10 protein-coding genes are annotated in these 12,169 nt (G+C 37.7%); 6 read left to right on the forward strand and 4 right to left on the reverse strand.

The window, feature by feature from the left end; all coding sequences use genetic code 11:
- Window positions 1–3 precede the first annotated feature (3 nt).
- Genes malQ through FYJ79_RS04485 form a run of 3 tightly spaced genes read right to left on the reverse strand, consistent with a single transcriptional unit; the run spans window position 4 to window position 4,424 of the window.
- Window positions 4–1,488: a 4-alpha-glucanotransferase gene (malQ, locus tag FYJ79_RS04475; protein ID WP_154514866.1), complete on the reverse strand. Its 1,485-nt coding sequence runs from the start codon at window positions 1,486–1,488 to the stop codon at window positions 4–6.
- The gene (locus FYJ79_RS04480) at window positions 1,485–2,288 is read right to left on the reverse strand and encodes an endonuclease/exonuclease/phosphatase family protein (RefSeq protein WP_154514868.1); all 804 of its coding nucleotides are present in this window, start codon (window positions 2,286–2,288) and stop codon (window positions 1,485–1,487) included. Before FYJ79_RS04480 ends, malQ begins: the two co-directional genes overlap by 4 nt.
- Entirely contained in the window at window positions 2,289–4,424 is a 2,136-nt protein-coding gene (locus FYJ79_RS04485; RefSeq protein ID WP_154514870.1) for a PTS transporter subunit IIBC, read from the reverse strand.
- 223 nt (window positions 4,425–4,647) lie between these two features.
- Here FYJ79_RS04485 and FYJ79_RS04490 point away from each other — a divergent pair, with 223 nt between their 5' ends.
- From FYJ79_RS04490 to FYJ79_RS04505, 4 genes are all read left to right on the forward strand, one after another.
- Window positions 4,648–5,640 (forward strand): LacI family DNA-binding transcriptional regulator, encoded by a 993-nt coding sequence (locus FYJ79_RS04490; RefSeq protein ID WP_154514872.1) that lies wholly within the window; start codon window positions 4,648–4,650, stop codon window positions 5,638–5,640.
- A 181-nt stretch (window positions 5,641–5,821) separates the two neighbouring features.
- Window positions 5,822–6,601 carry a Cof-type HAD-IIB family hydrolase gene (locus FYJ79_RS04495; RefSeq protein ID WP_154514874.1) on the forward strand — a complete coding sequence of 260 codons (780 nt, stop codon included), beginning with the start codon at window positions 5,822–5,824 and terminating at the stop codon, window positions 6,599–6,601.
- An 11-nt stretch (window positions 6,602–6,612) separates the two neighbouring features.
- Window positions 6,613–6,744: a hypothetical protein gene (locus FYJ79_RS12685; protein WP_268233735.1), complete on the forward strand. Its 132-nt coding sequence runs from the start codon at window positions 6,613–6,615 to the stop codon at window positions 6,742–6,744.
- Between the two features lie 59 nt (window positions 6,745–6,803).
- Complete coding sequence (locus FYJ79_RS04505) at window positions 6,804–8,078, forward strand: MYG1 family protein (protein ID WP_154514876.1); 1,275 nt, start codon at window positions 6,804–6,806, stop codon at window positions 8,076–8,078.
- 31 nt (window positions 8,079–8,109) lie between these two features.
- Here the strand turns inward: FYJ79_RS04505 and FYJ79_RS04510 are convergent, their stop codons facing one another.
- Window positions 8,110–10,890 (reverse strand): FAD-dependent oxidoreductase, encoded by a 2,781-nt coding sequence (locus tag FYJ79_RS04510; RefSeq protein WP_154514878.1) that lies wholly within the window; start codon window positions 10,888–10,890, stop codon window positions 8,110–8,112.
- Between the two features lie 180 nt (window positions 10,891–11,070).
- Between FYJ79_RS04510 and FYJ79_RS04515 the strand changes: the two genes are divergently transcribed.
- Together FYJ79_RS04515 and FYJ79_RS04520 are read left to right on the forward strand one after the other, a co-directional pair.
- A complete protein-coding gene (locus tag FYJ79_RS04515; RefSeq protein ID WP_154514880.1) occupies window positions 11,071–11,424 on the forward strand; it encodes a hypothetical protein in 354 nt (117 codons plus the stop codon).
- A 44-nt stretch (window positions 11,425–11,468) separates the two neighbouring features.
- A complete protein-coding gene (locus FYJ79_RS04520) occupies window positions 11,469–11,909 on the forward strand; it encodes an HAD domain-containing protein (RefSeq protein WP_154514882.1) in 441 nt (146 codons plus the stop codon).
- Window positions 11,910–12,169: the final 260 nt, after the last annotated feature.

Raw genomic sequence — 12,169 nt, forward strand, 5'->3', positions numbered from 1 at the left:
CCTTTAAACTCGGTTTGTTTTTTCTGTAATTTCACGCATACGATTCTTTAATGCATCAGTAAAGTCATTGGCATTTAAACGCCACATCCAGTTAATACCTAAAGTGTTAGGCTGATTCATACGTGCGCTATTATCAAGCTTGAGATAATCCTGCATAGGAATAATACATTTATCACTCTTGCTAGCCATAATACAATCAATACTCATATCAACAAGTGTTGCATCATCATCACAATCAGTATGCAAGTAATCTTTCAACATTTGTCTTTCTTCAGGATGAATATTCTTAAACCATCCCATCATTGTTTCATTATCATGTGTACCAGTATAAACAACAGAATTCTCTGTATAGTTATGAGGCAGATAGTTACTTGCACCAGAAGAGTCACGTGAGTCAAAAGCGAACTCAAAGACTTTCATGCCAGGATAGCCACACTGAGCTACCATTTCTTTCACTGTATCTGTTAAGTAACCTAAATCTTCAGCAATGACATCAAGCTTGCCTAAAGACTCTTCAACAGTCTTGAATAAGTCATAGCCTGGACCTTTTTCCCAATGACCATTGACAGCTGTCTCATCACCATAAGGAATAGAGAAATATTCATCAAAGCCTCTAAAGTGATCAATACGCACAACATCATAAGCCTTTTTACAATAAGCAATTCTCTGAATCCACCAAGCATAACCAGTTTCTTTATGCTTTTTCCAGTCGTAAAGTGGATTGCCCCAAAGCTGTCCTGTTGCTGAGAAACCATCAGGTGGGACACCGGCAACAGCAGTTGGCTTTACATCTTCATCAAGCTGGAAGAGCTCTGGCTGCCCCCATACATCAGAAGAGTCAAAGGCAACATAAATAGGGATATCACCAATAATCTTTACCCCTTTACTGTTGGCATAAGATCTTAGGGCATACCACTCTGTCCAGACAAAATACTGAAGGAATTTATGATAGTTGATCTCGTTTGCGAGTTCAGCTCTTTTTGCATTAAGTGCTGCTTCATCTCTTAAACGTAATTCACGAGGCCAGACTTCCCAGCCTTGATTATCATAAGATGCCTTGATGGCCATAAAGAGCGCATAGTCATCTAGCCACCATTTGTTTTCTTCGCAATAAGCCTGAAAATCTGCATCTTCAACAATATTGGAATTTTCATAAGCTTTTCTTAACAATGGATATCTGTTTTCATACAAATATTCATAATCAACTTTATCACTATTCACATTCGCATCAGGTAAGTCTTCTTCATCTAAATAACCACGTCTCACAAATTCATCTAAAGAGATGAAATATGGGTTACCAGCAAAAGTAGAGAAAGACTGATAAGGTGAATCACCATATCCTGTAATACCTAAAGGAAGAATTTGCCAGTATGTTTGTTTAGCTTCTGCTAAGTCATCTACAAACTTATAAGCCGCTTCATCAAAGCAACCAATCCCATATTTACTAGGCAAACTAGAAATAGACAGAAGTATACCACTTTTTCTCATAATTGATCCTCCATCAAAATACCATAATGATCTGAAACAACAGGTTCATTTGTGCCATCAAAGATCACTTCATGGCTTAATACATTTTCATCACGGTTACACCAGATATAATCAATACGCATACCATCAACAGCCTCATCCCAGCCATCAATCTTACCTTTAGCAGTGAAACGTCCTGAAACTGTTTTAGCAAGATCACGAGTATCTTTCCAGCCATCATTTTTTATTGTTTCATAGCTTTGACCTTTCAATACATCGGGTGCATTGAAGTCACCAGCAAGATAAACAGGCATATCTTTTGAAGCTACACCGTTGAGCTTTTTCCATTGCTTGATAAAAGGCTCTTCGTCATCATCCCACCAGCCAAGATGAGAGGTATAGACATAGAAACTTTGTGAACCTTTCTTTATTTCAACACCAAGCGCATTTCTCTTTTTCCAGAATGCATAATCGTTTGTCGTAGTGAGTAATGTGTTTTCGCTAGCCGTAATTTTATGCTTAGAAAAGATGGCTAGACCTTCATCAAAACGGTCATAGCCAACTTTCACAGGAATATATGTCCAATCATACTTGCCTTCAAGAAGCTTACTCAAACGAAGGGCAAAGTTATCTTCTTTAATCATATCTCTTCCGACATAATGATCATCACAAGAAACACTTTTTGCATTCATTGTTTGATTCACTTCTTGTAAGGCAATGACATCAATATCACGACTTGAAATCACATGAGCGATTGCTTTAAGTTTATTGTATTCATTTGCATCACTAAGTGAGTGCGTATTTAATGTCAGTAATTTCATTTATTTTCCAAGAGCGTCATTAATATCTGACTTGAGGACATCGGCTTTAGGACCATAGATAGCCTGTACACCATTATCCTTCTTCAAGAGTCCCTTGGCACCTTCTTTCTTCCAATCATCAACATCAGCAACTTTATTAATATCATTTACAGTTACTCTTAAACGTGTCATACAAGCGTCAACTAACTGAATATTGTCACGACCACCAAGTAAATTAATAATAGCTTCGACCTGAGCACTACCTTCATGGGCAGTAGATGCTTCATCACTTTCCATGTCATCATAGTTACCATTTCTACCAGGAGTAGCGAAGTTGAACTTCTTGATCATGAAGTTTGCAACAAAGTAACCAACAACGGCGAAGATAATACAAGCAATGATGAAGTTAATGATATCGCCACCAAGACCAGCCTGGATGGACATAGGCATACGTGTTAAGAATTCGATATTACCAAATGAGTGTACTCTTAAGTGTACTAAGTCACTAGCTGCGAAAGCAAGACCCTGAAGAACTGCATAGACAAGATAAAGTGGAACAGCAGCAAACATGAACATGAATTCGATTGGTTCAGTAACACCAGTTAAGAATGTAGCAAGGAATGTAGAGACAAACATTGATTTATATTTATGTTGTTTATCTTTATCAACATTCTTGTACATTGCTAGTGAGAAACCAGCTAACATACCAGTAGCACCAATCATCTGACCAACTTTGAAACGAGCTGGAGTAACTGTTGTAAGTAAGTGATGGTAAGCAGACATGTTGCCAGCTTTCTTAAGGTTGATTAAGTCTGTAACCCAAGCTAACCATAATGGATCCTGACCGAATACTTCTTTGCCCTTCTGAGCACCTGTTAAGATAGTATATGTACCACCAAATGAAGTATAGTTCATTGGAATTGTAAGCATATGATGAAGACCGAATGGTAATAAGAGACGTTCTAATGTACCATATACGAATGGTGCGATAAATGGAGCAGTCTTAGAAGATTGAGCAATCCATACACCAAAGGCATTAATACCACCCTGAACGAATGGCCATACAATTGACATCACGATAGCAATAACAACTGAGTGAACAATAACCATTAATGGAACGAAACGTTTACCATTGAAGAATGAAAGAGCGTCTGGTAATTTACGGAAGTTGTAGTATTTGTTGTAAACAACACCACCAACGAAACCAGAAATAATACCTACAAAGACACCCATATTAAGTGCAGCAGAACCAAGTACTGTAGTGAAATAACCGCTGACTGGAATCTTTGCGCCAAAGAGTGTATGTGTATAAACAGTTGTTGCACTGTTAACCATATCAGCTGTAACGCCAAAGATTGTACCAGTAATATTGTTGATTAAGATGAATGCGATAACAGCAGCAAATGCCCCACCAGCACGATCTTTTGCCCAGTTACCACCGATAGCAGCAGCAAAGAGAATATGTAAGTTGTTGATGACAGCCCAACCAATCTGTTCCATAACAGTACCAATTGTCATGACAAATGAGACATCAGCACCAAACATCTGAACAACTTTACCAAGAGAAATCATTAAACCAGCAGCAGGCATAACAGCGATAACTGTCATTAATGCTTTACCTAACTTCTGTAAGAAATCAAAGTTAAGACCTTTTTTCTTCTTACCTTCAGCAGGTACGTCTTTAGCAGCAGGTGCATCTTCAATGACAAGCATATCTTGTCCAGCTTCATGACTACCTTCTTTGATGATTAGCTTCTTGCCTTCAAGATTTTCAGCTTTTGTGAAGACAACAGGAGTAATTGTGTTGATGCCTTTAGACTTAAAGAAATCTAAATCTGCTTCATACAACAAATCACCTTTTTCAACAACCTGACCTTCTTTTACATGCCAAGTAAAACCTTCGCCCTGTAAATTAACTGTTTCAAGACCAAAGTGAATAAGAATTTCAATACCATCGTCAGTCATTAAACCAACTGCATGTTTTGTAGGAGCCACCATTTTGACTGTAACGTCTGCAGGTGCATAAACTTTCCCATCCTCTGGAATGATGGCACATCCATCACCCATCATCTTCTCACTGAAGACTGGATCTGGGACATCTGTGATTGGCACAACTTTGCCTTTAATAGGCATACCTAAAACTTTCCCCTTACTCATTTCTTTTTCCTCCTGTAATGGGTTTTACAAGATAGCAACTTTTTCCCGTTTAATGCTATCTCTTCTTTACACATCCTATTTTATAGAATGTAAAAGCTTACACAAGATAGTTTACGCAATATTCTTCTCTATTTACGCAAACATCATGCATAAATTAGCGCAAACTTAGTGCAACGGTTGACAAATGCATGATTTAAGCGAAAAATAGGTGTGAGGTGATTTTATGGCAATAACAATTAAAGATATCGCAAAAAAGGCAGGCGTATCGCCTTCAACCGTTTCTCGTACCATCAACAACCATTATTCCATCAGTGAAGAGACAAAAGCCAAAGTTAGAGCGGTTATGGACGAACTTGGATATGTTTATGACAAAAGCCATTTACAGACCCATACTATTGGCGTTGTCTTTCCAAGATCAATGGTCGATGTTTACGAAAATCCCTTTTATCTTGAAATCGTGCGTGGTATTAGTTATCTCTGTAATAAAGAGCACTACACCCTTAATTTAATTACAGGTGCTGATGTCAGAGAAATTAAAACCAGCATCGAGATTGCTGATTGTGAAGGCTATATCTTCTTATATGCGGATATCAATGAAGCCCTTACGCATTATATGGTCGAACATGAGATTCCTTATATTGTCATTGGTAAGCCAGAAATGCAATCTGTTACATCGTTAAGTGTTGATACGGATAATGTACAGGCTGGCTATGAAGCTGTGAAATATCTCATTGGTAAGGGACATAAAAAGATTGGCTATATCGGAGCTGAAAAACATGCCCAGTATTCCCTTGATCGCCGTATTGGCTATACACAAGCCATCACTGAAGCAGGCTATCCCCTTCGCGATAATTACATTCATACGCTTTCCTCAAGTTATACCTACAGTCCTGATGACATTCTTTCTTTATTAAGAAGTGAAAACTGTCCAACAGCTTTTGTTGTATGTGATGATATTTATGCCGTTATTATGACAAGGCTCATTGATGAAGTAGGGAAGAGAGTACCTGATGATATTTCTCTTATTAGCTTCAATAATTCAATCTTTGCCCGTCTTGCCAATCCACCACTTACAACAGTTGATGTTAATCCTAACCAGCTAGGTATGGAGGCCGTTGTTCAGATTGTCAAACATATTGAAACACCAACAATGTTTGCGACAAGAACTATAGTTCCTTTTACAATTCGTAAACGCCAAAGCGTTAAAAGTGTATAATTTTTTACCACATTCACAATATAATATTGATAAACTAACGCAATCCTTAGAAGATTTTTTGAAAAAATATCACTAAGGCTAACTAGATAGTAACATGTTGATTGTCTTAAATCTTTTGCATAGTGTATAATCATAATATTCTCGTATATATCTAAGAAATCTATTATTAAGAGGTAGGAAAATGGACATAAAAATCATCTTTTTTGATATTGATGGAACACTGAAAAGCTTTCATAATGATGGTTTAACACCAGGGGTTATTGACGCACTTCGCCAAGTACAGCAATGTGGCATTAAGATCTTTATAGCAACGGGGAGAGCTCCTTATATGTTGCCACATTTTGATGGTGTGGATTTTGATGGCTATCTGTGCTTTAATGGCGGCTATAGCTATACAAAGGACCGTATACTTTATCATAATCCTTTGGACAGGAAGGATATCGAGCAGCTATTTCATAATGCCAAGAATATGAATGAAGATGTATTGGTAGCTGGAATAGAAGAAATGAGTGCAACAGGTCTCAACAAGGCGCTTGAAGACTATATGAGTTTTGCGAAATTACGACTTACCAATTATGGTGGAGAACACTTACAAAATGTCCTTAATAACGAAGTCTACCAGCTCATGGTTGGGACAAAGGAAGAAGAGGACGCACAGCTACTTAAGGGTATTACACGTTTGAAGATCACGAGATGGTGGGATTGTGCTTGCGATATTGTCAATCGAGACTGCTCTAAATCACAGGGCATTAGTCATGTTTTAGATGTTTATGGTTATAAGAGAGAAAATGTTATGGCTTTTGGCGATGGTGGTAATGACATGGACATGTTGGAATATGCAGGTATTGGAGTAGCCATGGGCAATGCGAAAGAGAAAGTGAAAGCCTGTGCTAACTATGTGACAGATTCTGTTGATGATGATGGTGTTGTTACAGCATTAAAACATTTCCATATTATATAGAGAGGATGAACATGATGAAATATAAGTGTGATATATGTGGTTATGTTTATGATGAGGACTTAGAGGAAAAACCAGTCAGTGATCTTGACTGTTGTCCTCAATGTCATATGGATCAAACCCATCTTAAACCTATCGACGAATAGAGTGATGATATAATGATTGTGCTTTATACTTTTTTCGATATAATACATGTGGTGATATTATGATCAAAATTGTACAAGAAAAAGAAGCAAAATTTATAACGCATGCTGGCTCCTTCCATGCCGATGAAGTCATGGCAACGGCATTACTTGAAATACTCTATGATGAGATCTTGCTGGCAAGAGTGGGCGAGGTGCAAGATGCAAGAGAAGATGCCTTTATCTATGATGTGGGCTTAGGAAGCTATGATCATCATAAAGAAGATAAGGCGAGAAGAGAAAATGGTATTGCTTATTCATCCGTTGGGCTTATATGGCGTGATTATGGCAAGGAAGTTCTTAAGAAAATGGGTATTGAAGATAATCTGGAAGATTATTTCTTAGATATCGATGAACAACTCATTATGCCCATTGATGCATTAGACAATGGGGAAGGAGAACGTGCACCCATGACCATCACGAGTGTCATTTCCCTCAATAATCCGTTTTGGAATGCAAAGAAGACAAGTGATGAAGCATTTCTTGAATCGGTTGCTTTTGCCCATACTGTATTTTGTGGTTATGTCGATTATTTAACAACTGTTTATCAAAATCATGAACTAGATTGGGATGAAGGCTATGAATGGTTGGACCAAGTCTTAAAGAAACTTGTGCTTAATGTTGCCAATAAGGCAAACTGCTTTATTTATAATGAAGAAGGGAATGCACTTGATATGTGGGATGAATATGGAGAAGATGTTTTGACTTACTATCAGTGTCCTGCTGAACATGCCCATCAAGGTGTTCATAATGTTCGCAAAATGTTTATTGATCCACTTTCCTATGAACGCCCTGAATATGAAGGCATCACATCCTTTCCCATCGAACAAATAGCGATTATTCTAGATCATCATCAAGGAGAAGCAATGTTGGAAAAGATCTTTGATCGTTGTATTGAATCAGAAGCAAGTCGTCTTTGTGGTAATGACTATGTTGAACAATGCATTGATTTAGCTCAGGATCATATTGTCGTATTAAAAAAGTTTGCCCCATGGAAAGGGACGTTGTTGAAATCAGAAAGTCCTAAAGCCAATGATGTCTATCTTGTTGTCTTTCCTTCCCAAAGAGGCGGATGGAACTACCAGGGGATTCCGCTCTCACCGGCAAGCTTTGACACACGTATAACTGTACCAGAAGAATGGTGTGGCAAAAGGGATCAGGAATTAGCTGAGTTAACAGGCATTAAGGGAGCACGCTTTATTCATCCCAATGGCTTTATTGGGGGTACGGATAGCTTTGAAGCAACGATTGCTTTAGCAAGAGCCATCATAGCTTATACAGAAAGTCAAAAGAAATAAGCTCTATCGCCAATGACGATAGAGCTCTTTTTTAGTCTTTTTTCATTTTTATTTTGATTGAACGCTTTATGGCATAAGGGGCAAAGGCTTTTAATTTACCATTTTCAGCTGTAAACATTCTTGTATTTTCTGGCTTGTCTCTTGAAAGATGAATGGCATCGAATTCACATTTTGTCGTACATAAACCACATCCAATACATCTATTGACATCAACAAATGTTGCACCACAATGAAGACAACGATTTGTCTCATTCTTGACTTGTTTTTCAGTAAAAGGCATGCGTAAGTCATCAAAGCTCTTTGCCGCTTTCTTAATGCCAGGAATCTGACGAGAAGCATTATCGTAGCTTTCAATAGAAATATTGTTTTTATCGAGTTCATCAAAATGACGCAAATCACGCCCGATTGTGAGTGATTGCCCTTTGTGGACATAACGGTGAATGGACTCATAGCCATCTCTGCCATCAGCAATGGCATCAATCGCAAAGCGTGGACCATGATAGATATCCCCACCAACAAAGATATCTTCCTCACCTGTTTGTCTTGTCACGGGATCGGCAATGATTGTACCATTCTCTCTTATTTCAACCAAGCTATGATCTAATAAATGACCAAAGACTGGTGCTTGTCCAATGGCTAGTAGGATATGATCACATGGTATTTCTTTAGTTGTTGTATCATCATAGATAGGATTAAAATGTCCTTCCTTATCATAAACCTGGATACAACGCTTAAAGATCATGCTTTTAATCTTGTCATTTTCAACAACGATTTCCTGTGGTCCCCAGCCGTAATTGATATCAACACCTTCTTGTAAGGCTTCTTCAACTTCTTGTATATCAGCAGGCATTTCTTTTGGTGATTCGAGACAGAACATCATTGTCTTTGAACTGTTGATTCTTGCGGCTGTACGAGCAACATCAATCGCAACATTACCACCACCAATAACAACCGTTCTTCCATTTAAAATATCTATTTGACCATGGTTAACACGGTTAAGGAATTCAACACCGTTGAGGGCATATTCTTCATTGGATATGTTGATTTTTCGACCTGTCTGCATACCAATGGCTAGATAGAACGCTTTGTAGCCTTGTTTTCTTAAATCCTGAAGAGTGATATCTTCACCAACATTGACACCACACTTAATCTTCACACCCATTTTCTCAATCACACTTATTTCTTTTTGAATCAAAGTGCGGTCTAAACGGAAGGAAGGAATGCCATAACGTAACATACCGCCAGGTTCTTCTTCTTTTTCAAAGATTGTCACTGGATAACCATGCATACGTAAATAATAGGCAGCAGATAAACCGGCAGGACCAGCACCGATAATAGCAACCTTATAAGTATCATCCCACATCTTACCAATATCATTAGAACATTTTGGAATATAGAGATTTTCATGACTTAATGCATGTATTGAGACAAACTTCTTGATTTCATCAATAGCTACTGCCTCATCAATTGTCCCTCTTGTACATTCATCTTCACAACGACGATTACAAATAGCCCCACATACAGCAGGCAAAGGATTATCTTGCATAATCAATTGATATGCATCATCATAACGACCTTGCTTTGCGAGTTCAATATAACCTTGAACAGCAATATGAGCAGGACAGGCAGACTTACATGGTGCTGTCCCTGTTTTGTAGGTATGTAGTTTTGCATCTTCTCTAAAATGCTTATTCCATTTTTCTGGTCCCCATTTCGTTGCATCTGGTAATTCGGTGAGGGGATATGTCTGGCTTTCACCATCTTTAAGACATAGCTTTTGTCCGAGTTTTGCAGCGCCAACAGGACATATTTCTACACACTTACCACAGCCGACACAGTTATCTGGATTGACATGGGCACGATAAGCTGAGGCCGAAAGGTTAGGCGTATTAAAGAGCTGGGATGTGCGTAAAGCATTACATGTAGAGGTATTACAATTACAAATACCAACAATTTTATCTTCACCATCTAGATTTGTGATTTGATGGACATAGCCCTTTTCTTCAGCGTTCTGTAAGATTTCCATTGCTTCATCATATGTAATATAATGGGCATCTTTATGTGATTCCACAATATATTCCGCCATATCACCAACCGCTAAGCAATAATAATCCTCAACATTACCATCACCTTCTCCACGAATGGTCTGTTGTCTACGACAAGAACAAATATCTGCACAAATCTTGTCATACTTTTTTAGCCAGTAGGATAGCTTTTCAAGGGAAACAGCTTTACTATTTGCCTCAATGGCCTTTTCAACAGGAATGACATGCATCCCTATACCACCGCCTCCTGGAGGAACCATGTGGGCAATCTTGCCAACGGGAACACTTGAAGCATAATTGAAGAAGGTGGCTACTTCAGGATGTTTTTCAAGAAGCTTACCATTCATCATCATATATTCTCCACTACCAACAACCCATTGTGGCACGAAGTATTGTTTATGATGTGCGCTATTATCACGATCGAATTCCAATAAGCCTATTTGGGCAATCTTCTCTGCCATGGCTTCAGCTTCATCTGCGCTCATTTGATTTCTTTGAGCAAGTTCATACTTTGTCAGTTTAACGGTACGCTTTTTCTTGAATGACAACATAAAGCGTATTTCATCTTTTTCCAACAAACGATCAATCAACCAGAATTCAGGATTGTTTTCAGGTACTTTCTTCGTAAGTGCCATTTTCATGTCACTTGTAATCATGACAACAAGTTTCTTGATGAGCTTAGCTTTTTCTTCATCAGCACACTTATAATCATCAGGAAGAAAGTCTGCATCATTGAACATATAGTTCTTATAATCTTCTCTTATCATGTACTTACCTCTTATAAATGTTTATATCTATACATATTTTAGTGCATTTTAGTCTACAAAAACAATGTTTCACAAAAAAGTAATAAAAACAAAAAAGTGCCTATTGCTTAACACAAATCAAAAAATCATTTAAAATAGATATAGAAATGAAAGCGTATACAAATAAGGGAGATGAATATTATGAAAAATTATAATGTGTACCTCTATCATGACAATGAACCAATCACACAAGTGAAAGCAAGAAATACTCTTGATGCCTATATGAAGGCTTATCAAAAAGTACCTGATGAAGAAGAAAATGCACTAACAGTGAGAGAAGCTTGGTCAGAAATCCAGAATGAATATTTAGATGAAAATGGTCAGCCAAGAGTAGCAGAAATACGTGCAAGTGCTTATACAGGTGAAAATCATGAACATAATACTGTTTACGGTGTAAAGATTGTATTGCCAGATAATGCGAATTTGGATATTCGTGCTGATTATGACAAGAATGGCTTTTTTAATGTTTATCTTAATGGTAAGAAAATTTATTAACAATGATAGGGGCGTGAATGCCCCTATTCAATTAGGGAGAGGTAATGGATAAAATCATTTTTTTAGATATAGATGGGGTGCTCAATAATGCACATACCAGTAATGTTGTTGAAGAAACAGGCTTTATTGGTCTAGATGAAGTGAATGTGCGTGTTTTAGCTGATTTAATGAAAAAAGTGGATGCTGAAATTGTGCTTTCTTCGACATGGCAATCAGATCAACAAATGTATAACTATCTCATCAACAATCTTGAACAATATGATATTCATATTATTGATCAAACAAATGAGAAAGGAATACTTAGAGGAACGGCTATCAGGCAATATGTGAAGAAACATAATATCAATCATTATGCTGTAATTGATGATTGGATCTTTCCAGATTTTCTTGTAGGCAATTTTTTAAAACATGTTATTAAGTGTGATGAAGTGACAGGCTTGAAAGAAGAACAAATTCCAGAAATTATGAGAGTTCTATCCTTATAATAGGAAAGCACACTAAAAATAGCTGTATAAGGCCCATATATCGCTTCAGAGAAACTTTCTTCACTTTTTTGAGAAAAACTATTGCAAAGAGGGAAGATGCGTGGTACTATAGGCGAGCAGTCCCGAGAGGGACGCAAGCCGAACACTGATAACTGAACAGAAACACGTCAGATAAAACAAGAATTGACATTCGGAAGAATGAAAGCATAAGAGAGCTAGATGCTCTCCATGAGACGATGGAGAGTTTGATCCTGGCTCAG

Origin of the sequence: Sharpea porci, assembly GCF_009695655.1 — a bacterium.
GTDB lineage: Bacteria > Bacillota_I > Bacilli_A > Erysipelotrichales > Coprobacillaceae > Sharpea > Sharpea porci.

What these genes read in the sequence shown, in the direction of transcription:
- malQ (WP_154514866.1), bottom strand. Translation starts at nt 1,488, where the DNA reads ATGAGAAAAAGTGGTATACTTCTGTCTATTTCTAGTTTGCCTAGTAAA.
- FYJ79_RS04480 (WP_154514868.1), bottom strand. Translation starts at nt 2,288, where the DNA reads ATGAAATTACTGACATTAAATACGCACTCACTTAGTGATGCAAATGAA.
- FYJ79_RS04485 (WP_154514870.1), bottom strand. Translation starts at nt 4,424, where the DNA reads ATGAGTAAGGGGAAAGTTTTAGGTATGCCTATTAAAGGCAAAGTTGTG.
- FYJ79_RS04490 (WP_154514872.1), top strand. Translation starts at nt 4,648, where the DNA reads ATGGCAATAACAATTAAAGATATCGCAAAAAAGGCAGGCGTATCGCCT.
- FYJ79_RS04495 (WP_154514874.1), top strand. Translation starts at nt 5,822, where the DNA reads ATGGACATAAAAATCATCTTTTTTGATATTGATGGAACACTGAAAAGC.
- FYJ79_RS12685 (WP_268233735.1), top strand. Translation starts at nt 6,613, where the DNA reads ATGATGAAATATAAGTGTGATATATGTGGTTATGTTTATGATGAGGAC.
- FYJ79_RS04505 (WP_154514876.1), top strand. Translation starts at nt 6,804, where the DNA reads ATGATCAAAATTGTACAAGAAAAAGAAGCAAAATTTATAACGCATGCT.
- FYJ79_RS04510 (WP_154514878.1), bottom strand. Translation starts at nt 10,890, where the DNA reads ATGATAAGAGAAGATTATAAGAACTATATGTTCAATGATGCAGACTTT.
- FYJ79_RS04515 (WP_154514880.1), top strand. Translation starts at nt 11,071, where the DNA reads ATGAAAAATTATAATGTGTACCTCTATCATGACAATGAACCAATCACA.
- FYJ79_RS04520 (WP_154514882.1), top strand. Translation starts at nt 11,469, where the DNA reads ATGGATAAAATCATTTTTTTAGATATAGATGGGGTGCTCAATAATGCA.